Source organism: Nocardia sp. N2S4-5 (assembly GCF_044628355.1).
Taxonomy (GTDB): domain Bacteria; phylum Actinomycetota; class Actinomycetes; order Mycobacteriales; family Mycobacteriaceae; genus Nocardia; species Nocardia wallacei_B.
Genome location: NZ_JBIUPM010000001.1, coordinates 5,024,534 through 5,048,966, shown reverse-complemented (window position 1 = coordinate 5,048,966; position 24,433 = coordinate 5,024,534). Strand labels below are relative to the sequence as shown.

The following is a 24,433-nucleotide window of genomic DNA, read 5'->3' as shown; positions in this document are numbered from 1 at the left end:
ACCCACAGCTATTTGGCACGCAATCTTGCGGTTTCGGCAACTCGCCGACCGCCGCGGATGTCAGCGTGAGCGGCGCAGGCCCGCGACGAGGAGCCCGACCAGTCGGCGAGCGTCGTAGCGCGGGTTGTTGCCCGAGCCCGCGCACAGACCGCCGATGCCGCGCATGAATTCGTACGCGTCCTGCCCGGCCTCGATCTCGCCGGATTCGGCCGCCGCAGTGAGTAATCGGGTGCACACCGGGACGAGCCGATCGAGGAAGTAGGAGTGCAGCGGGTCGAAACACGGGTCGTCGGACTGGAGTACGGCGGCCAACCCCTGCTTCGTGATCACGAAGTCGACGAACAGGTCCACCCAATGTTCCAGCGCCGCATACGCGCTCGCACTGTCGCGCAGCAGAGCGGGGCCGGTCTCCGCGAGGGATTCGACCTGATGCCGGTAGACGGCGACGATCAGGTCGGCTCGCGTCGGGAAGTGACGGTAGATCGTGGCCGTCCCGACACCGGCCCGCGCCGCGATATCGCGGATCGGCGCCTCCACACCCGAGGTGACGAAGACGGCCGCGGCCGCGTCAACGGACGGAGTACGAAACATGTCGACATATCTGCTGGTCCACGGGGCCTGGCACAGCGAGCAGTGCTGGGCTCGGGTGGTGCCGATGCTGGGGGCGGCCGGGCATCGGGTGAGCACGCCGACCCTGACCGGATACGGCGACCGGCGGCATCTGCTCGGCCCCGAGGTCGGGCTGGACACGCACGTCGACGACATCGTCACGCTCATCCTCGAGGAGGATCTCAGCGAGGTGATACTCGTCGGGCACAGCTATGCGGGACTGGTCGTCTCCGCCGTCGCCCACCGGGTTCCGGACCGGATCGCGCATCTGGTGTACCTCGACGCCATGGTTCCCCGGGACGGTGAAACCGCCGTCGACGTGCTGCCCGTCACTCAGGCGATGATCGATCGGGCGCTACGTTCCGGCAGCGGCTGGCGCGTGCCCCCGATGCCCGAGTTGCCGCCGCCCGCAGGGCTTTTCGGCGTCACCGAGCCGGGAGATGTCGCCTGGCTGCGCACCATGCTGTCCGATCAGCCGGTGCGCTGCCTGCAGCAACCGGTGCGGCTGGACAATCCCGCCGCCGACGCCATCGCGCGCACCCACATCCATTGCACCGCAGGCGGTTCGGGCGTGGAGCGCCGTCCAGTGCCCGCGACCCAGCCCAACGGCGCCCCGGCGGTGGTGTGGGAACTGCCGACCGGGCACGATTGCATGATCACCATGCCGGCCGAACTCACCCAGCTGCTGCTGAAGCTCGGCTGACCGGCGGCCCTGTGGTGGCAGAGGCAATGTGTGTCAGGTGTTCTCGGAGGAAGGCGAGGATCTCCGCGCGGGCGGACTTGGCCTGGGGCACCAGGCCGGGGAGGGCGAGGAAGGCGTGCGGGGCGCCGGGGTATTCGGTGCGGCGGGCAGGGGTGCCCGACTCCAGCAGCCGTTCGGCGTAGCGGCGGCCCTGGTCGGCGATCGGGTCGAGGGTGGGAATGACCACGAGGGCGGGCGGCAGGCCGCCGAGGTCGTCGGCATACAGCGGGGACACGGCCCGCGCGTCGGAATCGGCCGGGACGGCCAGGCGGTGGAACAGGCGCATCTTGTCGACCGTCAAAGTCGGGCTGTTCCCGTACTTTTCGAACGAGGGATAGTCGAGCATCGTGTCGGTCAGATCGGTGGCGGGATTGACCAGCACCTGCGCCCGCACGGGCAGGGCGGCGGCCTTGGCGCGCACCGCCACCAGCGCGCTGACCAGCCCGCCGGTGCTCTCACCGGCGATCGCGATCCGGGCCGGGTCGATGCCGAAGTCCGCGGCGTTTCGCACGAGGTGCCGCAGCACGTCCCAGCCGTCGTCGACGACCGCAGTCAGCGGGACGTCCGGCGCGAGCAGGCGGTGTTCGACCGACACCACGACCGCGGGCAGACGCGCGGCGAAATGGCTGTTCGCCCAGTCACATTGGGCCGCCGTGCCGACGAAACCGCCGCCGTGCACATGCAGCACGAGCGGCAGTGCGCCCGGCCCGCCGCGCTTGGGCCGGTACACGCGGATGCGGAGTACGCGATCGGGCAGCGTCACGTCCTCCCACCGGATCGTGACACCACGTGCGGGCAGCCCGGTGACCACCCGGAACAGCCGCGATCCCGCCTTGCGGTTCGCCGCCTCGCGGAAGGTGACCAGTTCCTCGGCCGTCATGTTCAGCCAGTCCGGGTCCTTCTGCAGACGAGACACCCACACGATGCCGCGTGGCATCCGCCCGTCACCGGTCGCGTCGTTCATGAGTCCTCCTCGATCGCCCCGCGCCGACCGGCACACGGGCCGCGCCCACGCGAGTTCCACACATGCCCGCCAGCATGGCCGGACCCGCCGGCCGCCGTCTTGGAGAAATGTTCCCGGCGCGCCGGGTCTACGGGCGCGGGGCGTACTCCGGGGCGGACCAGGCGACCGGGTCGACCTCGAGCCATGGTGCGTGGGCGATGGCCGTGGGGGTCAGCCCCGCGAAGGACATGACCTCTCGGTAGAGGTGGGATTGGTCGGTGTAGCCGCCTTCCGCCGCGACGGTGGCGGGGCTGTGGCCGCCGGCGAGGCGGTGGGCCGCGTGGTCGAAGCGGATCAGTTGGGCGGCGCGCTTGGGGGTCAGACCGACCTGGGACCGGAAGCGGGACCACAGTCGTTTGCGGCTCCAGCCCGTCTCGGCCGCCAGGCGCTCGACCCGAATCCTCCCCTGGCTCAGCGCGATTCGCTGCCAGGCGAAGGCGACCTCCGGGTCGACCGCGCGACCGGCCGCGGCGCGGCGGGTGAGGACGGACTTCGCGAGTGCGAACCGCTCGTCCCACGAGGCGGTCGCGTGCATGCGTTCCTGGATTCGCGCGGCGTCGCCGCCCCACAGGTCCGCGAGCGGCACCACCGAATCACCGAGATCACCGGGGACGCCGAGTATTTCGTGCGCGACCACGGGCGACAGCCGCACCTGCAACAGATCGATGACTCGCCCGGATCCGCGCATGCCGACGGGATGCAGACCGATCACGGCGCTGCCGCGCCGGCGCACACCGCCGGACGCATCGATGAACGACGCGTCGCCGAGATCGAGGAAGATCGTGAGGGCCGGGTACGGCACCACCGGAAGTTCGGCGCGGTCGCTCGCCCGGCCGCGGAACCCGGCCATGCTGATCCCCGCCATGCGGTTCGATCGCGCGGGAACCGCGATATCCAGCACGGCTCCCGCGACGTGAACCGGCTCGACGGGCATGTCGTCATGATACGAGCCGATCAGGCGGCGGGCTCCCACGCGAAACCGTCCGGGTCGACCAGGGAGCCGAGCCCGCCGGCGATGGCGAGACGGTGCGCACCGGCGCCCTCGGCGGAGACGCCCGCGTCCTTGGCGGCGGCGCGACGCCCGTAGAGCGCCAGCTTGACCGCGGACCCCGTGGTGTCGAACTCGACGTACTTGCTGCCGAAGCTCTTTGCCACGGTCAGGCCGTTGTCGAGGTAGAACTGCTTGGTCGCCTTCACCTTCTCGACGCCGAGGAGCAGCACGAACTCGTCGATCTCCCGGGTCGCGGGGCCGGTGTCCTTCTTGGCGGAGGTGGCGATCTTCCAGAGGGTGCCGTCCGGGGCCTGGACGACGGCGCCGTAACCCCAGAAGCTCTTCGTGGCGGGCTTCACCACCGTCGCGCTCGCCGCGGTCGCCGTGCCGACGAAGCTGTCGACGGTGCTCGGCTGCGACACCACGAGCGACAGGACGAAACCCCGGAACCCGGACGTCGGCGCCTCGGAGGCGCGCACGCGCAGTGTGTCGCCGAGGCCGAAGGCGGCGGTATAGAAGGCCGTGGCGGCGGCGGGGTCGGGCGATTCCAGGATGATGGCGTCGATAGCGGCCTGATCAGTGCTGATGTTCATGTCTGCAACGTTAGGCGGCGCATACCCGGCGGCGCTTCTCGATTCCTGACCGGCTGCGCGGGGCGGCGCGTGGCACAGTGCAGACATGTCTCTCGTACCGCAGTTCGAGCTACAGGCGAAGGCCTGCGCCAAGCTCGGGTCGCCGTTGTATGCCCGGTTGCTGAGCGAGATCGCGGCGGATCTCGCGGACGGCGGCGTCTGCGCCCGAGCGCTCTCGGGATACGAGGACATGCCGATGGTCGCGGCCGCACCGCTGCGGTTCCTGGGAGCCGTGCACGGGCTGGTGCTGACCGGGCGGGCGCCCGAACTCGCGGCCTACTATCCGAGCGCCACCGCGCCGGCCCGCGACGACGCGGACGGCGGGGCCTGGCGAGCCTTCCGCGAGGCCGTCGATGCCCATCCGGAGTGGATCCAGGATTGGATGTCGCGGCCGCCGCAGACCAACGAGGTGGGGCGCGCGGTGCCGCTACTGGCCGGACTGCTGGCCGCCGTCGCCGCGACGCCGCTGCCGGTGCGGCTGCTGGAGTTGGGCAGCAGCGCGGGACTCAATCTGCGGGCCGACCACTTCCGCTGGCACAGTGGCGATTTCGGCTGGGGTCCGATGGATTCGCCAGTGGCACTGGATGGTGCGTGGGACGGCCCGGTGCCCGGGTGGCTGGCCGAGGCGGTGCGCCGCTATCCACGCCTCGAGGTGATCGAGCGACGCGGCTGCGACCCGACGCCACTGAACCCGCTCTCTCCCACCGACGCACTGTCGCTACGGTCCTACGTCTGGCCGGACCAGCCCGAGCGCGCGGCCCGGTTGAACGGCGCACTGCTGGTGGCGCAACGGGTTCCGGCCGAGGTCGAGGCCGTGGGCGCGGCGGAGTTCCTGGGCGGTATCGAACCGATGCCGGGCACGCTCACCGTCGTGTGGCATTCGGTTATGCGGCAATATGTTCCGGCGGACGAGTGGGCGAAGGTCACCGCGGAACTCGACCGGCTGGCCGCCACGTCCGGGCCGGACGCGGCGTTCGCGCACATCGCCTTCGAGCCGGTGGCGCGGAGCGGCAGCGGTTTTCCGCTCACCGTCCGGATCGGCACCGGCCCGGCCCGCGTACTCGCCCGCGCCAAACCGCACGGAATCCCGACCTTCGACGCCGCGTGACCACCGCGCCGGTGACCTGTTGTCGCACAGGGAATTCAAGCTCGCTCGTGCAACAGCAGCAGCGAGTAGGCGGCCAGGGTTCCGGAGTCGGTGATCTCGCCGGAGCGAATCATTCGTTCGAGGTCGGCGCGGGCGAACCAGGCCGAGCGCATGTCCTGCTCCTCCGGCTCGCGTTCGGGTTCGCCGGGAGTGAGGTCGGTGGCGAGGTAGACGCGGCCGCGCTGGCGGAGGGTGGCCGGGGCCGCGTTCAGGGGGCCGAGGAGGGTCAGCCGGCCCGCGCGCAGGCCGGTCTCCTCGCGCAGTTCGCGGTGCGCCAGATCGTCCGGGTCCCCGACCGCGCGATCGGGCAGGGTGCCCGCCGGAAATTCCCAGCAGCGTCGTCCCACGGGATATCTGAACTGCTCGACCAGATGAAAGCGCTCGCCGTCGCGCGGCACCACCAGCACGAAATCGGGCCGATCGACGACACCGTAGATGCCGGTGGAGCCGTCGGAACGGCGAATCGTGTCCTCACGCACTTCCATCCAGCGATTGGCGTAAACCGTCTGCGAGCCGAGCGTCTCCATACCCCGGATTGTGCCGCACCCGCCCCTATGCGGTGCTCGAGCGTCGGCCCAGGAGTCAGTGCGCCTTGGACAGGTACTTGACCGTCGGTGGCGTGGCGTATCCCATCCGCCGCAGGAACCACCGCGTCATGGCCAGCCCACGACCCTCCGGCGGCACGCCGCCCATGGCGTCCATGATGCGGTTGATGGCGTGGAACGCGACGCTGATGCGCACCGCCTCCGTGAGCGCCTCGTCGGTGACGCCCGCGATGCGCACCCGCGCCACATCGACCGGGGACACCTCGTCGGGCGCGTCGGCCAGCTTGGCCAGAAAGTCCAGCACCACAACGACTTCGATGCGCTGACCGGACTCCGCGGGCCGCTCCAGCGCCCGGACCACCAGCTCGCGATCCTGGTAGCTCTCGGCGACGACCTGGTGGCAGGCGCGGCAGAACTCGCACTGGTTGCGCGCGGAGGTGAACGTGGCGAACAGTTCCCGTTCGCCGATGCTCCACGCCGAGGGGCCGCGCATCAGATCCTGGAGATAATCGCTGTAGGGAGTGCTGAAATAGCGGTGCCGGTACAGCAGCACCTTGATCACGTCGGGCACCTCGGTGCGGCCGAGAACGCGCATGACGCGCAGGGTCCAGCGGCCCGGCCGGTCGTGGCCGCGATCCACCACATCGAGCCTCATGCCTCGCCGCCCATCGCGCGCAGGGCGGCGCGGAGCCGGCGGTCGGCGGCCCCGACGGCGGCGACCACGGTGGCCTCGAACACCTCGTCCTCGGACCGGTGCTCGGTCAGCGCCGCGACCTGCTTGTCGGTGACGCGGTAGGCGTGCCGGGCCACGGTGTCCACGAAACGCTCGAGATCGGCCGGGACCGTCGCCGACTCGTCCCCGGCGGCCGCCCGGAATATCGATCTGCGGGTCACGGCGGGCAGGGCAGCGGGGGCCGCTTGCAGGTGCTCGACGAAGCTGTCCCAGTGCTCTGCGCGTGAAGCCATGCGCCCATGATGCAACACGGACAAACACCGCGAACCGCGTTCCGGCGGAACATCTTTCGGTGAACGGTCACAATGGTCCGATAACACCGTAATAGCGCAGGCCGCGAGCGGTCCGGCGGTTCGAGCGACCCGGCCGGTCGATGACGGCTATGAGACACCGCCCGGCCGGATTCGTAGACTTCCGGCGGTGACGGAACCGGAAGATGTGCGGCGGACCCGCCGCGGCTACGACGAGGTGGCCGAGCTGTACCACTCGATGTTCGAGCACGCGCTCGCCGCCAGCCCGTTCGACCGGGCGATGCTGGGCGTGTTCGCGGAGCGGGTGGGTGCCGGCGCCGTCGCCGATCTCGGCTGTGGACCGGGCCGGATCACCACACATCTGGCCGCGCTCGGGCTCGACGTGTTCGGTATCGATCTGTCCCCGGAGATGATCCGCCTGGCCCGCGCCGCCCGCCCGGACCTGCGCTACGTGGTCGGTTCGATGGAGAACCTGGCGGTGCCCGACGCCGCGCTGGCCGGAATCGTGTCGTGGTACAGCGTCATTCACACGCCGCCGGTCCGGGTGCCGATCATCGTCGCCGAGTTCCGCCGCGTGCTGACTCCGGGCGGGCAGGTGGTGCTGGCGTTCCAGACCACCGAGGGGGACGACGTGCGGACCCACGACCACAAGGTCGCGCCGAGCTACCTGTGGCCGCCGGACCGGGTCGAGGAACTGCTGGGCGAGGGCGGGTTCCGGACCGTGGCCCGGCTGGTGCGGGAGCCGGACGACGAAGCGCATCCGCAGGCGTACCTGCTGGCGGAGAAGTCGTCGGCGAGTTGATCGCCACGGCCCGCGGCCGCCGTGATATCCAGGGCAGATGCAGCCCACACGTGCCTCCTACGAGGTCGTCGTCGCCGGTGGCGGCCACAACGGGCTGGTCGCGGCGGCCTACCTGGCCCGCGCCGGACGTTCGGTGCTGGTGCTCGAACAGCAGGACCACATCGGCGGCGCGGCCGTGTCCGAGCGGGTGTTCGACGGCGTGGACGCGCGGCTGTCGCGGTACTCGTATCTGGTGAGCCTGCTCCCGCGGCAGCTGATCCGGGAGCTGGGCCTGCGGTTCGAGACGCGCCGGCGGCGGATCTCGTCGTATACGCCGGTGGGCGATACGGGACTGCTGATCGATACCGCCGACGAGTACCGCACGCGGTCGAGCTTTCTGCGAATCACCGGTTCCGAAGCGGACTTTCGGGCTTGGCAGGAGTTCTACGGCCGGACCGGACGGCTCGCGCAACGGGTGTTCCCGACGCTGACCCGGCCGCTGCCGACCCGCGCGGAACTGCAACGACTGGTCGACGATGCCGCCACCTGGGAGGCGATCTTCGAGCGTCCCCTGGGCGAGACGATCGAGGCCGCGTTCGCCGACGACACGGTGCGCGGCGTCGTCCTCACCGACGCGCTGATCGGCACCTTCACCCACGCCCACGACCCCACGCTGCGCCAGAACCGCTGCTTCCTGTACCACGTGATCGGCGGCGGAACCGGCGACTGGGACGTGCCGATCGGCGGGATGGGCGCACTGACCGACGCGCTGGCGGCGGCCGCTCGGGCCGCGGGCGCAGAACTGTGCACCGGCCGCGCGGTCACGGCCGTCGAAACCGACGGTGACACAGCGGAAGTCCGCTTCGACGGCGGCGCGGTCGGGGCGCGGCACGTCTTGGTGAACGCCGCGCCGCGGGAGCTGGCGCGCCTGCTCGGCGAACCCGTGCCGGAGCGGCCGGAGGGCTCCCAACTCAAGATCAACATGCTGCTCCGGCGCCTGCCGCGGCTGCGGGATTCGGTCGACCCCGCCGAGGCGTTCGCCGGAACCTTCCACATCGCCGAGGGATACGGGCAGTTGGATCGGGCCTACCTCGAGGCCGAGAGCGGCCGGTTGCCCTCCGCGCCGCCCGCCGAGATCTACTGCCACACCCTCACCGACCCCTCGATCCTCGCCCCCGAGTTGGCGGCACAGGGCGCGCACACCCTGACGCTGTTCGGTGTGCACACTCCCGCAAGCCTTTTCCTCGACGACCCGGACGAGACCAAGCGGCGACTGGTGACCGCCACCCTGGCACAGCTGGATTCCGTACTCGCCGAACCGATCCGGGACTGCCTCGCGGTGGACGCACAGGGCCGCCCCTGCCTCGAAGCGAAGAGCCCGCTGGACCTGGAACGCGAGATCGGCCTGCCCGGCGGCCACATCTTCCACCGCGACCTGGACTTCCCGTTCCGCGCCGACGACGCCACGGACCCAGCGGCGCGCTGGGGTGTGGCCACGGGTCACCGCAACGTGCTCCTGTGCGGCGCGGGCGCCGTGCGCGGCGGCGGAGTCAGCGGAATCGGCGGGCACAATGCCGCCATGGCGGTATTGGAAAGCTAGCGCGGTGCCGGGTCAGCGGGGGCCGTCGACGTGGGTGGCGGCAGTGCAGCAGTCGACGAAGCTGTGTACCAAGGGATTCGAGTCGGCGACCGCGGGCCATGCGACGCCGACGACCATCGGGCCGATACCCGTCACCGGCCGGTACTCCACGCCCGGCCGGGGGTAGTAGCGCGCCGAGGAGGCCGGGGTGAAGCTGATTCCGAAGCCGTTGCCGATCGCGGTGAGCCACTCGTCGGTGTTGTGCGCGAGCGCACCGACGACCACGGTCTCCGGCGGCCGCGAGTCGGCGCCGATCCAGAAATCGCGCCAGGCACCGCTTTCCGGTGGCGCCGCGACGAACGGCTCCTCCCACAGGTGCTCGAACGCGATCTCCGGGCGGTCGGCCAGGCGGTGGCCGGTGGGCAGCGCGATCCAGCGCGGTTCGGTGAACAGCTCCCGCAGCCGGTAGGAATCCTGGTCGGGGAACGGCAGCCACACCAGTGCGACATCCACGTCGCCGGTCGCCAGTCCCGCGCTCGGCTCGATCCAGCCGAACTGCCGCATATCCACCTGCCAGTCCGGATTGCGCCGCCGGAATTCGGCGACGATCCCGGCGGTGTGCTCGTTCGCCGCGCTGGCGATGAACCCGACCCGCAGCACCCGGGCTGCCCGCGCGGCGCCACCCTTGGCCGCCCGCAGTATCGCGTCCCAGTCGGCCAGCAGCCCCGGAATCCGTTCGGCCAGCACGCGTCCCGCCTCGGTCAGCGTCATCCCGGTGTGCGAGCGCTCGAACAGTTCGACGCCGAGCCTGGTTTCCAACTGCCTGATCTGCTTGGTCAACGCCGGTTGCGACACGTAGAGCCGCCGCGCCGCACGAGTCAGATGACCCTCCTCGGCCACAACGGCGAAGTACCGCAGCAGACGGGTGTCGATGTCCATGGCATCGATCGTGGTCTATCTCACCGGACGACAGGTAGTCCCGCGCCGGGTTCGGAGAGCCACAGCAGCCAGTGGGGGACGATCAGGGCGGCGAACTCCTCGTAACCGGCGGCGCTGGGGTGGTAGCCGTCGCCGGCGGAGACCTCGCGCATCCAGGTTCCGCTGTTGCGCAACGCCTGATGCACGCGGACGTACGAAACGCCTTCGCCGTCACAGGCTTCCGACAACGCGGCATCCAATTGCCCGGTGCGGTCGTTGTGTTCGTCGTCGTCCACCGGCGGCGGCGCGACGACCAGCGTCGGCCAGCCGTGCGCGCGGGCGCCGCGCAGCATGCCGGTCAGGTGGGCCACCGATTGCTCCGTCGGCAGCGGTGACCGGCCGTCGAGCAGCAGGGTGTCGTTGACTCCGAAGGAGAACACGACCCGGCCGTCGACGCCCGCCGGTAATCGGCGCGCGCATTCCGCCTCCCAGCGCTCCGCGATATCCGCGGAACTCTCCCGCCGCACACCGAGGTTGTAGTAGGTCAGCGGCTGACCGGCGCCGGCCGCACGCGCCGCGAGACGGCCCGCCCAACCCAGGCACTGGCGGTCCCCGAGGCCGGCCACCAGCGAGTCACCCACGAAGCAGATACGGACATCTCGAACCACCGTGTGATGGTTTCACGCCGCGCACCGGTTGTCGGGGCAAAGGCCGGAATCCACGCACGACGCGCACGCAATAAGATCGCGGTGGTTTGTCCGGGAGGGAGTACGTATGGCAACGGAGGCGCCGCTACCGCGGTGGTTCATCGATCTACTGGCGCATCGCCGCTGGATCCGCCGGACCCGTCCGTTCCCGCACGTCTATGTCCGTGATGTCTTCACCGAGGTGTTCTACCGGCGGCTGGCCGAGGAATTCGAGCGGGTGCACCGGGAGCCGGGCCGGTTCACGCCGGTCGCCGACGACTACAACGCGACCGGGCTGAGCCTGGCCGCCGTGCGCAACGGCCCCCTGGAGGTCTTCCTGTCCCGGGCGTGGCACGACGTGATCGAGCGGGTCGCGGGCGTGCGGGCCAGCGGCGACGTGGAGGGTTCGCTGCACCACCACGCACCGGACGGCCCGCCCGGCCGACCGCATCACGATCTGGCGCCCGCCTGGTTTCCGGGCACGCCGCCCGGACCGACCGCGGTCGGCCTGCCCGACAGCTCGATCGATCTGCGCACCGGCGCCCGGCCGCCGGGGACGCCGGCCCGGGAGCTGGTGCGCGCGGTCGCGGTGCTGTTCTATCTGAACAATCCGCAGTGGCGGCCCGGCCATGGCGGCGAGACCGGACTGTTCGCCGATATCGGCGCGGCGGATCCGCGAGCCACCCTCGCCGTGCCCCCGCTCGACAATTCGATGGTGGTGTTCGAGTGCACGCCGCGGTCCTGGCACACCTTCCTGGGCGCCAACACCGCCGCCCGCAACAGCGTGGTGATGTGGCTGCACCGGCCCAGGGACGAGGCGGCGCGCCGCTGGGGAGGAGACCGCATTGCCGAGTGGTGACAACCGCCGGGTGTGCCTGCTGACCGGAGCCGGCGGGGTGCTGGGCGACGCCTTCTGCCGCGCCTTCCACACCCGCTACGACATCGTCGCGGTCTGCCGCACCCGGACACCGGCGGCGCCGTCGCAGGAGGAGTGGTTCATCGACCCGCTGGAGCCGTCGAAACCGCTGCCGGACAACGACTCCCGCGTCTTCGTGGTGCGCGCCGACCTGACCCGCGACGGCGAGGTGGAGCGGGTGGTGGACCTGGCGCTGGCGAAGTTCGGCGCGGTGGACCTGCTGGTCAACAACGCCGGGCACGCCCGGATGCAGCCCCGCGGCATCGTCGACGGCGACGCCGCGCTGGACCAGTTCGATCCGCACTTCGCGCTGAATGTCGGTGTGCCGCTGCGGTTGTCGGCTCGGCTGGCGCAGCGCTGCTGGCTGCACAGCGACGCGGACAACCGCGCACGCAATCGCAACATAGTCAACGTGTCGAGCATCTCGGGTTCCCGCGTGTACCCGGGCGGGCAGGCCGTGTACGCAGCGTCGAAGGCGGCGCTGGATCAGCTGACCCGGCACCTCGCCGCCGAGTTCGCCGAGTTCGGGGTGCGGGCGAACGCGATCGCGCCCAACTCCTTCCCGGCGCTGGTGCCGACCGAGCAGGTGGCCGCGGCCGTCGCCGAACTCGACGCGGGCGACATGACCGGCGGGGTCTACAGCGTGGGCGTGCCGGACGCGGCGACCGGACAGCACGCCCGCACGGTGGCCGAGCGACCGGGGTGAACGGGGAAGGCGACGACGACCGGCGCGCTGCCCCGGACGCACCCGGCCGACGGCGTGTTGGCACCGGGCGCCCGGCAACGCTCCTGCATACTCACACCCGAGCCGACCCCGGGACCGCCGCTCCCTCGATCCGAAAGTTCCGATACGACATGCGAGTCGACGGGCGGGAGATCCCCGTCTCCGGCAGCCTGCTGCAACCGCGGATCCGGCGCACCAGCGACATTCTGCGCGTGGTGCTGTCGGCGCTGCTGGTGGCGCTCGTCATCGCCGGCTCGCTGATCACCCGGCCGCGCTGGGAGGCGCTGGAGCGCTCGCTGTCCGACATCGTCGGCTTCCTGACGCCCGAGCAGTCGAACCTGGTCTACCTGCTGTACGGCGTGGCGATCGTCGCGCTGCCGTTCGCGATCCTGGTACGGCTGATCTTCCGGTGGCAGTGGACGCTGCTGTTCGGCTATCTCGCCGCCGGGCTGATCACGGTGGTGCTGCTGTCGATCACCGGCACCGGGATCTCGGCGCCGCAGTGGCATCTGGTCGTGCCCGAACAGCTGGACACGTTCCTGTCGCAGTTCCTCGACGACCCGCGCTGGATCGCCATGCTCACCGCCATGCTGACGGTGGCGAGCCCGTGGCTGCCGGTGTCGTGGCGGCGCTCGTGGTGGGCGCTGCTGCTGGGTTTCGTGCCGCTGCATCTGTTCGTGAGTCTGGTCGTGCCGTCGCGGGCGATGTTCGGCCTCGCGGTCGGCTGGTGCGTCGGCGCGGTGATCGTGCTGCTGGTGGGCACGCCCGCGCTGGAGGTGCCGTTGGACTCGGCGGTGCGGGTCCTGGCCAAACGCGGTTACACCGTCACCGGCTTCACCGTGCTGCGTCCGGCCGGGCCGGGGCCGCTGCAACTGTCGGCCGAGACCGGACCGCAGCATCGGCTCGTCGTGGAGATCTACGGCCAGAACCAGCGCAGCTGGGGCATGTTGCGGCAGCTGCGCCGCTGGCTGACCTTCCGGGCGGGCGAGCGGACGCCGGCCTTCGCCTCGCTGCGGCGCGCGGTCGAGCACCGGGCGCTGATGGGCATCGCGATCGGTGATCTGGGCCTGGCGAGCAACAAGCCGCTCACCGTCGCCGCCCTGGAACGCGGCTGGACGCTGTACGCGCACACGGTGCCGCGCGGAACCACGCTGTCGGCCACCGACAGCGAGGCCGTGCTCACCAATGTCTGGTACGCGCTGCAGAACATGCACCGCGCCCAGATCTCGCACGGCGACCTGCGCGCCGAGGAGATCCGGGTGGTCGAGGGCCGGGTGCTGTTCGGCGGGTTCATGTCCGCCGAATTCGGTTCCTACGAGCCGCGCTTCTCCTCCGACGTGGCGCAACTGCTGCTGTCGACCAGCGCCCTGTTCGGCACCGAACTCGCGGTGCGCACCGCGATTCACGTGCTCGGCGCGGACGCCGTGCTCAATGCCTCACGGCGGCTGACGAAGTCGGCGCTGCCCGCGCACGTGCGCAAGTCGGTGCCCGATCCCGGGCGCCTCATGAAGCAGACCCGCGAACAGGTGCAGCAGCAGACCGGCGAGGACCGCATCGAGGCCGCGCGGATCACGCGGTTCTCGCGGGGGCAGTTCATCCAGCTGGTGTTGCTGATCGCCCTGGTCTACGTCGCCTACCCCTTCATCAGCCAGGTGCCCACGTTCGTCACCGAACTGCGCACGGCGAACTGGTGGTGGGCGCTGCTCGGGCTGACGGTCTCGGTGGGCACTTATATCGGGGCCGCCATGGCCCTGTGGGGTTGCACGTCGGAGTCGGTGAACTTTCCGAAACTGCTGCTCGCGCAGGTGGCCAACACCTTCGCCGCCACCACGACGCCCGCCGGCGTCGGTGGTCTCGCGCTGAACGTGCGGTTCCTGCAACGGAACGGGCTGGGCGCGGTGCGCGCCACCGCGGCCGTGGCGTTGCAGCAGTCGGTACAGGTGATCACGCACGTCGTGCTGCTGCTGTTCTTCAGTGTGGCAGCGGGGGTTTCGGCGAATCTGGGGCACTACGTCCCCAGCGCCACCACGCTGTACCTGGTGGCGGGCGCGCTGCTGGGGCTGGTGGGTATCGCCATGTTCGTGCCGACGGTGCGGCGCTGGCTGCGCACCGAGGTCCGGCCGCAGCTCGCGGAGGTCGTCACCGAGTTGCGCGCCCTCGCGCACAGCCCGACCCGCCTGGCGATGATCGTCGGCGGGTGCGCCGCCATCACGCTCGGCGCGGCCGGGGCGCTGTGGGCCAGCATCGAGGCGTTCGGTGGCAGCGCCACTTTCGTGACCGTGACCGTGGTGACCATGATCGGCGGGACGCTGGCGTCCGCGGCGCCGACGCCCGGTGGGGTCGGCGCCGTGGAGGCCGCGCTGATCGGTTTCCTCGGCGCGTTCGGAATCGACCTGTCGATCGCGGTGCCCGCGGTGCTGCTCTACCGGGTGCTGACCTGCTGGCTGCCGCTGTTCTGCGGATGGCCGATCATGCGCTGGCTCACCGCGAATCAGCTGATCTAGCGGCGGCGGTCGGCGGGGACGCCGAGTTCGTCCAGCGCTTGCTCCGCGGAGAGGCAGCCGGCGGTGGTGAGCCCCAGGTTCGCCAGTGCCGCCTCGTGGGCCTCCGGTGTGGCGGCGGTGACACAGTCCGCGATCGGATGCACCGTGAAACCGAGGTCGGTGCCGTGCCGGGCGGTCTGCTCGACGGTGAGATTCGTTGCGACACCGGTGATCAGCAGCGTGTCCAGGCCGCGGGCGGCCAGCCAGTCCGGCAGCGCGCTGCCGGCCAGGCCGGACAGCTTCTGGTTGTCGAACACCGCACCGCGCTCGGCCTGGTCGGCCATCGCCGGAATGACCTGCGACCCCGGCGCTTCCGGCCGGAACGCGGTCTGCGCCGCGGCCACCGACCGCATGAACCCGGTATTGCGCACCAGCCCGCCCTCACCGACGGGAATGGTGAACCTGGTGAACACGACCGGTAGTCCGGCCTGTTGCGCGGCGGCGTGAAACACGGTCGCGTGGTGCACGACTCCGCTGGTGGCGACGGGTTCGGCCAGCATCGGCCCGAAGAATCCTTCGGACTCGATGACATTGACCTGCCAGTGCAGGGCGAGTACCGCGGTGCGGGCGCTGTCGAGGGGCATGAATCCCATACTGCCCCAACTACATCGCCCGCGGCGGCGGAGCCGTCAGGACGAATACTCTTTGCGCAGTTGCACCTTGACGACCTTGCCGCTGGCATTGCGCGGCAGCTCCGGGACGAGCACCAGGTCCTTGGGGTGCTTGTAGCGGGCCAGGTTCTCGTTGAGGAACGGTGTCAGCTCGTCGAGGGTGAGCGTGTCGTCCGGGTTCGCCAGGGCGACAACGGCGACCGGCACCTCGCCCCACTTCTCGTGCGCGCGGCCGACGACGGCGGCCTCGTGAATCTTCGGGTGCGCGAACAGGACGTTCTCCACCTCGGCGCAGTAGATGTTCTCACCGCCGGAGATGATCATGTCCTTCTTGCGGTCCACCACGTAGACGAAGCCCTCGTCGTCGGTGCGAACCAGGTCGCCCGAGTGGAACCAGCCGCCGGCGAACGCCTCCGCGGTGGCCTCGGGCTTGTTCCAGTAGCCCTGCATGAGAGTCGGTCCGCGATAGACGATCTCGCCGATCTCGCCGGGTGCGACATCGTTCATCTCGTCGTCGACGATGCGGGCCTGGATGGTCGGGATGGGGCGGCCCACCGAGCCCAGCTTGCGCAGCGCGTCGCTGCCCTCCAGCACGCACGTGATCGGTGACATCTCGGTCTGGCCGAACACCGCGACGTTCTGGGCGTCGGGGAAGCACTCGGCCATCGCCCGCAGCACCGTGTCCGACGCGGGCGCCGCACCCCAGCTGAGCATCTTCAGCGCCGTCTTGCGCTGCTTGACCGTGGGCTCCTCGCAGATCAGCTGCCACTGCGCGGGTACGCAGAACGCGGTGGTGGCCTGCTCGGCCTCGACGGCGTCGAGGAACTGGGTCGGGTCGAACGCGCCCAGCGGATGCAGCACGGTCTTGCTGCCGAGCTGGAAAGCCGGTGCGAGACTGCCCAATCCGGCGATGTGGAACAGCGGCGAGGTGCAGAAGCCGACCGACTCCGGGGTGAGATCCATGGCCCGGATACAGGTCAGCGCCTGCGCGGTCAGGTTGGCGTGCGACAGGATCGCGCCCTTCGGGCTGCCGGTGGTGCCCGAGGTGTACATGATCAGGCAGGGCGTGTCCTCCGGAATGTCCAGCGGCACATGGGGTTCGCCCTGCTCCGCCAGCGCGTCGTCGTAGCCGAGCACACCCTCGGCGCTCTGCCCGCCGATCACGACACAGGTCTCGAGCGCCGGGGACTGCGCCATCACACCGGTGGCCAGTGGCTGCAGCACGGCATCGGTGACGACCGCCTTCGCCCCCGAGTCGGCGACGATGTAGGCCACCTCGGGCGGGGTCAGCCGGAAGTTGACCGGCACGGCGATGGCGCCGAGCGCGTTGATCCCGAACACCGCCTCCAGATACTCGGGGTAGTTGAGCGCGAGGATCAGGACGCGATCGCCGAACCCGACCCCTCGGCGGGCCAGCGCATCGGCGAACTTCAGCGAACGCTCGTGCAGCTGCTTCCAGGTGGTGTCCTGCCCCCGGAACCGGATCGCGACGCTGTCCGGGCGCATCAACGCGTGCGTGGCCAGCTGGTTGTTCCAGTGGTTGCGCCGCGACCGGATCGGCTCGTCGAGCGATTGGGCACCGGTGGTCATGCTGTAGTCCTCTCAGGCCGTCGGCTGAACATTTGCGAGAATACCAACTAACTTTTCACCGTGACAAGGGTTACAGAGAGGAATCGGCAGCGTGTTTCTCACCTGATCATACTCCAGTTCAGAGGGCAAATATCTGGAGATGAGGACAGCCTACGCGGCCGACAGGGCATCAGCGTCTGTCAGGCGTTTAGCAAACTGCGACTTACATCGAGGTTGAACTCGGCATCGTACCCGTGCCACCATCGAGCCCAACCGCGAGCGCGTGTGCCCGCGGGCGGACAGCAGGGAGGACAACCGATGTTGCGGACCAGGTTCACCGAGGAATTCGGCATCGAGCATCCGATCGTGCAGGGCGGCATGATGTGGGTCGGCCGGGCCGAACTGGTGGCGGCCGTCGCGAACGCCGGTGGCCTCGGCTTCATCACCGCGCTCACCCAGCCCACCCCCGACGATCTGCGCAACGAGATCGCACGCGCCCGCGAACTCACCGACAAGCCGTTCGGCGTGAACGTGACGATCCTGCCGTCGATCAACCCGCCGCCGTACGAGGAGTACGTCCGGGCGATCGTCGAATCGGGGGTGAAGATCGTCGAGACCGCGGGCAGCAACCCCGAGCCCTTCCTGCCGTACTACAAGGACGCCGGGGTCAAGGTGCTGCACAAGTGCACCAGCGTCCGGCACGCGCTCAAGGCGCAGAAGATCGGCGTGGACGGCGTGTCCATCGACGGCTTCGAATGCGCCGGACATCCGGGTGAGGACGATGTGCCGGGCCTGATCCTGATCCCCGCCGCCGCCAAGGCCCTGGAGATCCCGATCATCGCCTCGGGCGGCATCGCCGATGCCCGCGGGCTGGTGGCGGCGCTGGCGCTGGGCGCGGACGGGGTCAACATGGGCACCCGGTTCCTGTGCACGCAGGAGTCGGCGGTGCACCAGAAGGTGAAGGAGCGGATCGTCGCCCACAGCGAACGCGACACCCAGCTCATCTTCCGCACCATGCACAACACCGCCCGCGTGGCCGACAACGAGATCAGCCGCAAGGTCGTCGAGATCGAAGCGGCCGGCGGCACCTTCGAAGACGTCCGCGACCTGGTCGCCGGCGCCCGCGGCCGACGGGTATTCGAGGAGGGCGATCTCGACGCCGGGATCTGGTCCGCGGGGCAGGTACAGGGGCTCATCGACGACATCCCCACCTGCGCGGAGCTGATCTCCCGCATGGTCGCGGAGGCGGAGGGGCTGATCAACGATCGGCTCGCGTCTTTCGTGGGGTGAGCGGACCACGCCCCTACGCGCGGGCGAGTACCGCGTTGTAGTCGTGGCTGGCGATGACCTCGATGCCCGCGGGTAGCGCGTGCAGGCGCTGGACGGTTTCGAAGGTCTTGTCGCGGTCGGCGTCGAAAAGCCTGCCCGGCATGGGCGCCTTCTCTCGAATCAGCTCGATCTGCACGGTGTTCCAGATGGCGTCGCCGACCAGCAGGACGCGGGTGCCGTCGTCGACCGCGAGCAGCACGCCGATGCTGCCGGGGGTGTGGCCGGGCAGGTCGACCAGGATCACCGCGCCGTCGCCGAACAGGTCGTGGCTGCGGGTGAAGGTGAGCACGGGCGGACCGTCGAGTTCGATATTGCCGATCCGGCGGTCCCGCAGGGGCGCGCGGACCACGCCGTAGGGCGCGGTGTCACCGTTCATCGCCCATTCGTATTCCATTGCGGGAACGCGCAATTCGAGCGACTCCGGCATGTCGAGCAGGCCGGAGATGTGGTCCCAGTGCAGGTGCGTCGCCAGCGCGAAATCGATGTCGTCGCCGGACAGGTCGCGACCGGCCAGCGCGTCGGCGAGGCCGAGCACCGGTTTCTCGGGCGAGACCAACAGGCCGACCGGGAACGGCATACCGGGCAGTACGCGCTTGTGCACGGCCGCGCAGATCGCCGGGTCCACCAGGAACCGGGCCCGCGGATGCTCGATCAGGAAGGCGCCCATCGCCATCGGCAGCGAGCGCAGCGTGCGTAGCCCCTCCGCGACGACGGCGGCCGGCGCCGAGGTGCGGGCCTGCACCAGCGCGGTCAGCGCGACCTTCGCGCGGGCCGGCGGCAGCTCGGCCGCCGTCAGACTCGCGAGGAACACGGGGTCCGGGCGGCGCGGCCGCAACAGGCGACGCGGGGTCGCGAACAACGCGGAACAGCAGTCGGCCAAGGCGTGTGCGGTGGCGGGTCGCCCGGCGGCGAGGTCCGGCTGGATGGTCGGTTGGTCCACAGCGCCACGTTATTCGATCGGCGCGACGCCCCGGAAGCCTCTTCTCCGCAGGGCAAGTTCTCGGCATAATCGCCGGGGGACACCTGACGGCCGGTGATCTCCACCGGATGCGGGAGGGAGCACCCAGATGGGTCACAGCAAGACGATCGAGCCTTACGCGACGCCATGACGGAGCCCCCGCCCAGCCCGTCCACCGCACCCGCCGCAGCGGGCCGGAACGCGGCGCCAGCACCCACCGCCCCTCCCCCACCCACCTCCGCAAGGCCCCGGCAACAACCCCGCACACGCCACGTACCGCGGTGCCGCACTGTCACATTCACCGAGCAACGGCCGGACGGTGACCGGCGGGAAGTGCGGCGTCAGGCTTTGCCGTGCAACGGTTTTCAGCGCTGGGTCGGTGCGCTGTCACGGCGGTGGCCGCTGCGCGGTGGCTGCCCGGTGGTGTCGGATGAGGTATGCGGGGCGTATTGCGGGGCGCTGGGCCGGACGGCTGCCGGGGTGGGGCGATGAGTGGGGTGTTGTTTCTGTTCTCCGGGCCGGGTGGGGAGCAGGGTCGGATGGGGCGGGCGCTGGCGGCGCGGTATCCGGTCTTCGCGCGGACGGTGGATGCCGCGACGGAAGCCGTGGTGCGGGCCGGTGGTCGGCGCGTGTGGACGCCGCGGCACGGGTTCGCGAAGAGTCTGGAGACGGCCGATGCGGTGCAACCGGCGCTGTACGTCTATCAGCTCGCGCTCGCGGAGCTGGTGCGGGCGTGGGGAATTCGTGCCGACGCGGTGGTGGGGCACGGGGCGGGGGAGGTCGCGGCCGCGGTGGTCAGCGGTGCGCTGACACCGGCCGACGGCGCGCGTGTCGTCACCACCCGCGGGCACACCTTGGCGCGGCTGGCGGACCCGGGGGCGGCGGCCGTGGTGGAGGCGGCGGCCGAGGATGTGCGGCGGTTGGTGGAGCCGATGCGGTCGGCGATCTCGATCGCGACGGTGAACGGCCCTCGTTCGGTGGTGGTGACCGGAGTGCCGCGCTACGTCGAGACGCTGGTGCGGCGCGCCCGGCGGCGCGGACTGCCCGCCCGGCTCAGCACCGTCGACCCGCTGACACATGTCCGCACCGACCAGGATGCGCTGCCGGAGTTCGCCTCTCGGCTCGACGGGATGCTGGCGCGCACACCCCGCGTACCCTTCTACTCGACCGTGCGCCGCGGGCACGTCAGCACCGACGCCGACCTCACCGCCGAGTACTGGGCCGAGAACGCCTCGGGTGCGGTGGAATTGGACGCGGCGCTGGCCGCGGCCGCCGCGAACGGCCTGTCGACAGTGGTGGAGATAGCTCCCGACCCGACACTCACCTCCGCCGTCCGCGACAACCCGGCCTTCGCCGACTCGACATACCCCCTCGTGGTCGGCGACAACGAGGCCGAGTCCTTCCTGGAGGCAGTGGCCCGGCTGTACGCGGGCGGTCGGCTGACCGCACCCGCGCGCATCAGCACCGACATTTCTCCGGCCGATTCCCAGACCACCGAGCCCCGCATTCGGAGTGCCGACACCCGAGCCGACGATGGCCGAACCGACATTCGTTCGGCCGACTCGCGCGCCACCGACTCACGGGACGACGATGCTCGCACGGCGGGAGCTTCGTCCGCCTCGGGCTCGGAGGGCATCCGGCCGGTCGACGCTCGCTCCTCCCTCACGGAACCAGCGGCGGGCGAAAGTGCCGAAATGCCAAGGCATTCGGCCGATACGACGGAGGCTCTGCGCGGGGCGGCCGTATACGACCCCACGGTGGCGACCGCTACGGAGTGGGCGGCATCGATTCTCAACGAGGAGTGCTGGGTGCCGGTCGAGCGGTCGGATCGGGGCGTGCCGGCGGATCCGCCGTTCTATCAGGGACTCGTGGTGGGCGAGTCCGCGGCGGCGGCGGGACTCGAGGAGCACTTGAGTCGCCGCATTCCGGCGCTGCGGATCACGCGTGATCCGGTGGACGCCGGGCCGATCGTCGCGTCGATGCTGGCCGATCACGCGGTGCCGACGGCGGTAGCGCTGGTGTGGTCGACGCCGGAACTGCCGGGACCGGTGACCACGGGCGTCGCCGGGGCGCTCGATGTACTGCAGCGACTGCAGGACAGCACGGCGGTCGCGACCTTGACGGTGGTGCTGACCGATCGAGCCTCGCTGACACAGCACGCGATCGCCGGTCTGGTCCGGTCCCTGCAATTGGAGTCGCGAATACCGACCCGGCTGATCTGGACCTCCGACGACGACCCCGCGCCGGTGGCGGATCTCGTGCTGGAACCCGCTGGGCCGCAGGAAGTTCGGATCTTCGAGCATACGGTCACCGCGCGGCGTTTCCGGACCGCGCCCGGTGCTCCCGCGCCGATCGGCGTGCGGCCCGAGGGCACATATGTGGTGACCGGTGGTCTCGGCGCGCTCGGTTCGGTGGCCGCGCGCTGGCTGCTCGACGCCGGCGCCCGCGACCTGGTGGTGCTGACCCGCACGCCGCGCCCGCTGCCGCAGCTCCTCGAAGGTCTGGACGACCGGATCGTCGTGGTCCGCTGCGACGTGACCGATCGCGCCGATCTGGCCAACGCGCTGTTCGACATCCGGGCGTGCGGATCCACCATCCGGGGCGCGGTGCACGCGGCCGGTGTCCGGCGCGACGCCGAATTCGCCACTGTGACACCGACTCTGCTGGCGGAGCTGTTCGAACCCAGAGCCGGTGCGGCCCGCCATCTGATCGATCTCACGGCGGCCGATCCGATCGATTTCGTGCTGCTGTCCTCCTCGGCCACCGGTGCGCTCGGCGCGCCGGGGCAGGCCGCCGACGCCGCCGCGCACGCCGCCCTGGACGCGCTGGCGCGCAACCGCGTCGACGACCGGGTGCGCAGCATCGGCTGGGGCCATTGGATTTCCGGCCCGGTCACTCCCACGACCGACGCGCGCTGGCGCCGGGCCGGTGTGACGCCGTTCGACGTGGCGCGCGGCACCGCCGTGTTGTCCGTCGCACTCGCCCATCGCACGCCGACCCTGCTGGCGCTGGACTACACCCCGACCGGCGATACCTCACCGATGGCAACCAGACTGCGTGACGCGATCCCCCAACGCCCGGCCCACGTCCGCCCCCGCAGCGTGGCCGACGACCTCACCACCCTGCCCGGCCGCCCGCCGGTCGCCTCGCTGAGCGCGGCCCTCGCGGAGAACATTCGCCCTGCGCGCCACCGCGATTCGCCTTGACCGGGTCCAGCCGTAAGGAATGCCTTGGGTATCGCGGAATTATCGGCAAGGCGACATGCGCACAGCGAACCCGATCAGTCCGGATCGCGGCCGAGTAGGCGGTCCGTTTCACGCCGTTCGCGTTTGGTGGGGCGGCCGGAGCCGCGATCGCGGCGGGGCATGGTGGCGAGGATTTCCGGCGCGGGCGGCGGTGGGGACTTGTCGATCAGGCATTGGGCGGCGATGGCCGCACCCACGCGCTTGGCGATGACGCGTTCCACGACGACGATGCGTTCTACGCCGTGCACTCGCACGCGGACTTCGTCGCCGGACTTGATCTGGTGAGCGGGTTTGACCGCGACGCCGTTGACGCGGACATGCCCTGCTCGGCAGGCCGTCGCGGCCGCCGATCGAGTTTTGAACAAGCGCACCGCCCACACCCAGGAATTGATCCGGGCGGTGCCGAGTGTCTGATCCGTCTCTCCGCGCATACGTTCAGAAGATTACGCGCGGGCGGAGCGAGGCAATAGGTCAGGCGACGCGACGCGCGGTGACGATCGTGTCGGGGTTCAGGTGCGAGTACTCGACGGGCTCACCGGCCTGCGGCGCGTGCAGGATCTGACCGTCACCGGCGTACATGGCCACGTGGCCGCCGCCGTTCTGGATGATCAGGTCGCCCGGCTGCAGGTCCTGGAAGGCGACCGGCTTGCCGACGTGCGACTGCTCGAAGCTGGTGCGCGGCAGGTCGATTCCGGCCTGCTTGTAGGCCCACTTCACCAGGCCGGAGCAGTCGAAGCCGTTCGGGCCGTTGCCGCCCCAGACGTACTGGGCGCCGATCTTGCTGCGCGCGGCATCGAGGGCGATGTCGCCGTTGCTGTTCGGCTTCTGCTGGTCGAACAGGCCGCCGAAGCCGGGCGCGGCCGGGCCGGGCGCCATGGCCTGCGGCGCCGCCATGGACTGCTGGAAGCCCTTGATCTCGTCGGCGTGGTCGGCGAGTGCCTGGTTGGCCTGAGCGACCTGCTGGTCGTACTCGGGGCCGAGCGGCACGTCGAAGTTGCCGAAGCCGGGGACGTTGATGGTCGCTGCCTGCGCCGAAATGGCCGGCATAGCACCAGTGGAAGCGGCGACGGCGCCGAAAACCAGCGCACCCTTCACGGAATTCGGGAGCCGAGATTCCCGCTGCAAGCTGTGTTTACCCACCGAGCTGAGTCTCCTGTTTCTTCCTGCCCACCCACCGACCGGGTTAGCTGACGGGTTCGGGCCGGGAAGTTCGGCCCTACCCTTCGACCGTGTGGCCGAAAGGGATTCACCCCACAAACCTGGGTCCCCGGCTCGGTGATCGGGCTGCCCACCCGGCCACCGATTAGGCGGTAACTCGATGGGCCGCCTCGCCTGCGAAGCGACTGACTCCATCGGGTCACGAAGAGATTACGACGAGCGCGCCGTGTTGTCCACCCCACAGCGCAGCGTGTTCGGCAGCGTCCGCGAACCCCCAGGACAGCTTTCGATTTCGCGTATTCGGGCCGGTGATAACGACTCCGCATCACTGCTGGCAAGGGTGTTATCGAACCGAGAAGCGCCGGCGTTACCGTCCCGGACGCGCTCAGTTGTCCGAACCGCCACGCGTCTGCAATGTCCGTTCCAGCGCGCTGATCCGTTCGCGCGCCTCGGCCAGTTCGACCTCCAGCCGTCCCAGCGCCATCACCAGCGGGCCGACGGCGAGATCGGCGACCAGTTGGGGATCGTCGAAGCCCTGCGCGATCGCCGACAGGATGTTGCGGCGGATGTGAGTGGCCACCGGAGCGTTCTCGGGCACGTTCCAGGATTCGACGACCTCGACGACGGTGGGGACGGGTTCCTCCGACATGACTCTCCCTGCGCTGGGACCGGTTTCATGACATTCTCCAGCGTAGGTAGCCGTTCTCGATGCGCGCATGCCGGACGATAGCTATCTCTAGGGCTTTCCGTAGATGCCACGAGA

The 24,433-nt window shown here is 70.2% G+C and carries 24 protein-coding genes and 1 riboswitch; of the genes, 9 read left to right on the top strand and 15 right to left on the bottom strand.

Annotated elements, in window-relative coordinates; all coding sequences use genetic code 11:
• Positions 1-60 precede the first annotated feature (60 nt).
• Complete coding sequence (locus ACFMRZ_RS23105) at positions 61-591, bottom strand: TetR/AcrR family transcriptional regulator (protein WP_400180714.1); 531 nt, start codon at positions 589-591, stop codon at positions 61-63.
• Between ACFMRZ_RS23105 and ACFMRZ_RS23100 the strand changes: the two genes are divergently transcribed.
• Positions 590-1,312, top strand: a complete 723-nt coding sequence (locus tag ACFMRZ_RS23100) for an alpha/beta fold hydrolase (RefSeq protein WP_400180713.1) — start codon at positions 590-592, stop codon at positions 1,310-1,312. The two genes, ACFMRZ_RS23105 and ACFMRZ_RS23100, sit on opposite strands and share 2 nt — an antisense overlap.
• On the opposite strand, the gene ACFMRZ_RS23095 is transcribed toward ACFMRZ_RS23100, so the two are convergent.
• From ACFMRZ_RS23095 to ACFMRZ_RS23085, 3 genes are all read right to left on the bottom strand, one after another.
• Complete coding sequence (locus ACFMRZ_RS23095) at positions 1,284-2,315, bottom strand: alpha/beta hydrolase (protein ID WP_400180712.1); 1,032 nt, start codon at positions 2,313-2,315, stop codon at positions 1,284-1,286. The genes ACFMRZ_RS23100 and ACFMRZ_RS23095 overlap by 29 nt on opposite strands.
• 127 nt (positions 2,316-2,442) lie before the next feature.
• Positions 2,443-3,288 (bottom strand): helix-turn-helix domain-containing protein, encoded by an 846-nt coding sequence (locus ACFMRZ_RS23090; protein ID WP_400180711.1) that lies wholly within the window; start codon positions 3,286-3,288, stop codon positions 2,443-2,445.
• Between the two features lie 20 nt (positions 3,289-3,308).
• Positions 3,309-3,938, bottom strand: a complete 630-nt coding sequence (locus ACFMRZ_RS23085; protein WP_400180710.1) for a glyoxalase — start codon at positions 3,936-3,938, stop codon at positions 3,309-3,311.
• A gap of 85 nt (positions 3,939-4,023) precedes the next feature.
• On the opposite strand from ACFMRZ_RS23085, the gene ACFMRZ_RS23080 reads away from it, so the two are divergent.
• Positions 4,024-5,085: a DUF2332 domain-containing protein gene (locus ACFMRZ_RS23080; RefSeq protein WP_400180709.1), complete on the top strand. Its 1,062-nt coding sequence runs from the start codon at positions 4,024-4,026 to the stop codon at positions 5,083-5,085.
• 35 nt (positions 5,086-5,120) lie between these two features.
• Here ACFMRZ_RS23080 and ACFMRZ_RS23075 read toward each other — a convergent pair whose 3' ends face one another.
• From ACFMRZ_RS23075 to ACFMRZ_RS23065, 3 genes are read right to left on the bottom strand one after another with little or no spacing between them, the layout of a single operon-like run.
• Positions 5,121-5,651 carry an NUDIX domain-containing protein gene (locus ACFMRZ_RS23075; protein WP_400180708.1) on the bottom strand — a complete coding sequence of 177 codons (531 nt, stop codon included), beginning with the start codon at positions 5,649-5,651 and terminating at the stop codon, positions 5,121-5,123.
• Between the two features lie 55 nt (positions 5,652-5,706).
• A complete protein-coding gene (locus tag ACFMRZ_RS23070; RefSeq protein ID WP_280272251.1) occupies positions 5,707-6,324 on the bottom strand; it encodes a hypothetical protein in 618 nt (205 codons plus the stop codon).
• The gene (locus ACFMRZ_RS23065; RefSeq protein ID WP_400180707.1) at positions 6,321-6,635 is read right to left on the bottom strand and encodes a hypothetical protein; all 315 of its coding nucleotides are present in this window, start codon (positions 6,633-6,635) and stop codon (positions 6,321-6,323) included. The genes ACFMRZ_RS23070 and ACFMRZ_RS23065 overlap by 4 nt, the downstream gene beginning before the upstream one ends.
• A 187-nt stretch (positions 6,636-6,822) precedes the next feature.
• On the opposite strand from ACFMRZ_RS23065, the gene ACFMRZ_RS23060 reads away from it, so the two are divergent.
• Positions 6,823-7,455 carry a class I SAM-dependent methyltransferase gene (locus ACFMRZ_RS23060; RefSeq protein WP_400180706.1) on the top strand — a complete coding sequence of 211 codons (633 nt, stop codon included), beginning with the start codon at positions 6,823-6,825 and terminating at the stop codon, positions 7,453-7,455.
• A 37-nt stretch (positions 7,456-7,492) separates the two neighbouring features.
• Positions 7,493-9,034, top strand: coding sequence for a phytoene desaturase family protein (locus tag ACFMRZ_RS23055; RefSeq protein WP_400180705.1), 1,542 nt, complete (start codon positions 7,493-7,495; stop codon positions 9,032-9,034).
• Positions 9,035-9,046: 12 nt separating this feature from the next.
• Here the strand turns inward: ACFMRZ_RS23055 and ACFMRZ_RS23050 are convergent, their stop codons facing one another.
• Positions 9,047-9,952 (bottom strand): LysR family transcriptional regulator, encoded by a 906-nt coding sequence (locus ACFMRZ_RS23050; RefSeq protein ID WP_400180704.1) that lies wholly within the window; start codon positions 9,950-9,952, stop codon positions 9,047-9,049.
• A 20-nt stretch (positions 9,953-9,972) separates the two neighbouring features.
• Positions 9,973-10,599, bottom strand: coding sequence for a GDSL-type esterase/lipase family protein (locus ACFMRZ_RS23045; RefSeq protein WP_280272256.1), 627 nt, complete (start codon positions 10,597-10,599; stop codon positions 9,973-9,975).
• Positions 10,600-10,705: 106 nt separating this feature from the next.
• Here ACFMRZ_RS23045 and ACFMRZ_RS23040 point away from each other — a divergent pair, with 106 nt between their 5' ends.
• The 3 genes from ACFMRZ_RS23040 to ACFMRZ_RS23030 all read left to right on the top strand — a co-directional run bounded on the left by ACFMRZ_RS23040 (position 10,706) and on the right by ACFMRZ_RS23030 (position 14,761).
• Complete coding sequence (locus ACFMRZ_RS23040; protein ID WP_400180703.1) at positions 10,706-11,476, top strand: 2OG-Fe(II) oxygenase; 771 nt, start codon at positions 10,706-10,708, stop codon at positions 11,474-11,476.
• Positions 11,463-12,239: an SDR family NAD(P)-dependent oxidoreductase gene (locus ACFMRZ_RS23035; protein ID WP_400180702.1), complete on the top strand. Its 777-nt coding sequence runs from the start codon at positions 11,463-11,465 to the stop codon at positions 12,237-12,239. Before ACFMRZ_RS23040 ends, ACFMRZ_RS23035 begins: the two co-directional genes overlap by 14 nt.
• A 149-nt stretch (positions 12,240-12,388) precedes the next feature.
• Entirely contained in the window at positions 12,389-14,761 is a 2,373-nt protein-coding gene (locus ACFMRZ_RS23030; RefSeq protein WP_280366502.1) for a lysylphosphatidylglycerol synthase transmembrane domain-containing protein, read from the top strand.
• On the opposite strand, the gene ACFMRZ_RS23025 is transcribed toward ACFMRZ_RS23030, so the two are convergent.
• Both ACFMRZ_RS23025 and fadD5 read right to left on the bottom strand, forming a co-directional pair.
• A complete protein-coding gene (locus ACFMRZ_RS23025) occupies positions 14,758-15,384 on the bottom strand; it encodes a cysteine hydrolase (protein WP_280366504.1) in 627 nt (208 codons plus the stop codon). The genes ACFMRZ_RS23030 and ACFMRZ_RS23025 overlap by 4 nt on opposite strands.
• Positions 15,385-15,429: 45 nt before the next feature.
• A complete protein-coding gene (gene fadD5, locus ACFMRZ_RS23020; protein WP_400180701.1) occupies positions 15,430-17,001 on the bottom strand; it encodes a fatty-acid--CoA ligase FadD5 in 1,572 nt (523 codons plus the stop codon).
• Between the two features lie 297 nt (positions 17,002-17,298).
• Between fadD5 and ACFMRZ_RS23015 the strand changes: the two genes are divergently transcribed.
• Positions 17,299-18,270 carry an NAD(P)H-dependent flavin oxidoreductase gene (locus ACFMRZ_RS23015; RefSeq protein WP_400180700.1) on the top strand — a complete coding sequence of 324 codons (972 nt, stop codon included), beginning with the start codon at positions 17,299-17,301 and terminating at the stop codon, positions 18,268-18,270.
• Between the two features lie 13 nt (positions 18,271-18,283).
• Here the strand turns inward: ACFMRZ_RS23015 and ACFMRZ_RS23010 are convergent, their stop codons facing one another.
• Positions 18,284-19,249 (bottom strand): MBL fold metallo-hydrolase, encoded by a 966-nt coding sequence (locus tag ACFMRZ_RS23010; protein ID WP_400180699.1) that lies wholly within the window; start codon positions 19,247-19,249, stop codon positions 18,284-18,286.
• Between the two features lie 506 nt (positions 19,250-19,755).
• Here ACFMRZ_RS23010 and ACFMRZ_RS23005 point away from each other — a divergent pair.
• Positions 19,756-22,473: an SDR family NAD(P)-dependent oxidoreductase gene (locus ACFMRZ_RS23005; protein WP_400180698.1), complete on the top strand. Its 2,718-nt coding sequence runs from the start codon at positions 19,756-19,758 to the stop codon at positions 22,471-22,473.
• Between the two features lie 74 nt (positions 22,474-22,547).
• Here ACFMRZ_RS23005 and ACFMRZ_RS23000 read toward each other — a convergent pair whose 3' ends face one another.
• From ACFMRZ_RS23000 to ACFMRZ_RS22990, 3 genes are all read right to left on the bottom strand, one after another.
• On the bottom strand, positions 22,548-22,943 hold the full coding sequence (locus ACFMRZ_RS23000) for an RNA-binding S4 domain-containing protein (RefSeq protein WP_400180697.1): 396 nt from the start codon (positions 22,941-22,943) through the stop codon (positions 22,548-22,550).
• A 40-nt stretch (positions 22,944-22,983) separates the two neighbouring features.
• Positions 22,984-23,559 (bottom strand): C40 family peptidase, encoded by a 576-nt coding sequence (locus ACFMRZ_RS22995; RefSeq protein WP_280272266.1) that lies wholly within the window; start codon positions 23,557-23,559, stop codon positions 22,984-22,986.
• A gap of 110 nt (positions 23,560-23,669) precedes the next feature.
• Positions 23,670-23,832, bottom strand: a riboswitch (cyclic di-AMP (ydaO/yuaA leader).
• A gap of 223 nt (positions 23,833-24,055) precedes the next feature.
• The gene (locus ACFMRZ_RS22990; RefSeq protein ID WP_280272267.1) at positions 24,056-24,319 is read right to left on the bottom strand and encodes a hypothetical protein; all 264 of its coding nucleotides are present in this window, start codon (positions 24,317-24,319) and stop codon (positions 24,056-24,058) included.
• Positions 24,320-24,433 lie beyond the last annotated feature (114 nt).

Excerpts from the sequence above, each read along its gene's own strand:
- ACFMRZ_RS23000 (WP_400180697.1), bottom strand. The coding sequence starts at position 22,943 with ATGCGCGGAGAGACGGATCAGACACTCGGCACCGCCCGGATCAATTCC.
- ACFMRZ_RS23055 (WP_400180705.1), top strand. The coding sequence starts at position 7,493 with ATGCAGCCCACACGTGCCTCCTACGAGGTCGTCGTCGCCGGTGGCGGC.
- fadD5 (WP_400180701.1), bottom strand. The coding sequence starts at position 17,001 with ATGACCACCGGTGCCCAATCGCTCGACGAGCCGATCCGGTCGCGGCGC.
- ACFMRZ_RS23095 (WP_400180712.1), bottom strand. The coding sequence starts at position 2,315 with ATGAACGACGCGACCGGTGACGGGCGGATGCCACGCGGCATCGTGTGG.
- ACFMRZ_RS22995 (WP_280272266.1), bottom strand. The coding sequence starts at position 23,559 with ATGCCGGCCATTTCGGCGCAGGCAGCGACCATCAACGTCCCCGGCTTC.
- ACFMRZ_RS23050 (WP_400180704.1), bottom strand. The coding sequence starts at position 9,952 with ATGGACATCGACACCCGTCTGCTGCGGTACTTCGCCGTTGTGGCCGAG.
- ACFMRZ_RS23085 (WP_400180710.1), bottom strand. The coding sequence starts at position 3,938 with ATGAACATCAGCACTGATCAGGCCGCTATCGACGCCATCATCCTGGAA.
- ACFMRZ_RS23100 (WP_400180713.1), top strand. The coding sequence starts at position 590 with ATGTCGACATATCTGCTGGTCCACGGGGCCTGGCACAGCGAGCAGTGC.
- ACFMRZ_RS23025 (WP_280366504.1), bottom strand. The coding sequence starts at position 15,384 with ATGCCCCTCGACAGCGCCCGCACCGCGGTACTCGCCCTGCACTGGCAG.
- ACFMRZ_RS23090 (WP_400180711.1), bottom strand. The coding sequence starts at position 3,288 with ATGCCCGTCGAGCCGGTTCACGTCGCGGGAGCCGTGCTGGATATCGCG.
- ACFMRZ_RS23030 (WP_280366502.1), top strand. The coding sequence starts at position 12,389 with ATGCGAGTCGACGGGCGGGAGATCCCCGTCTCCGGCAGCCTGCTGCAA.
- ACFMRZ_RS23075 (WP_400180708.1), bottom strand. The coding sequence starts at position 5,651 with ATGGAGACGCTCGGCTCGCAGACGGTTTACGCCAATCGCTGGATGGAA.
- ACFMRZ_RS23015 (WP_400180700.1), top strand. The coding sequence starts at position 17,299 with ATGTTGCGGACCAGGTTCACCGAGGAATTCGGCATCGAGCATCCGATC.
- ACFMRZ_RS23005 (WP_400180698.1), top strand. The coding sequence starts at position 19,756 with ATGAGTGGGGTGTTGTTTCTGTTCTCCGGGCCGGGTGGGGAGCAGGGT.
- ACFMRZ_RS23070 (WP_280272251.1), bottom strand. The coding sequence starts at position 6,324 with ATGAGGCTCGATGTGGTGGATCGCGGCCACGACCGGCCGGGCCGCTGG.
- ACFMRZ_RS23040 (WP_400180703.1), top strand. The coding sequence starts at position 10,706 with ATGGCAACGGAGGCGCCGCTACCGCGGTGGTTCATCGATCTACTGGCG.
- ACFMRZ_RS22990 (WP_280272267.1), bottom strand. The coding sequence starts at position 24,319 with ATGTCGGAGGAACCCGTCCCCACCGTCGTCGAGGTCGTCGAATCCTGG.
- ACFMRZ_RS23105 (WP_400180714.1), bottom strand. The coding sequence starts at position 591 with ATGTTTCGTACTCCGTCCGTTGACGCGGCCGCGGCCGTCTTCGTCACC.
- ACFMRZ_RS23080 (WP_400180709.1), top strand. The coding sequence starts at position 4,024 with ATGTCTCTCGTACCGCAGTTCGAGCTACAGGCGAAGGCCTGCGCCAAG.
- ACFMRZ_RS23065 (WP_400180707.1), bottom strand. The coding sequence starts at position 6,635 with ATGGCTTCACGCGCAGAGCACTGGGACAGCTTCGTCGAGCACCTGCAA.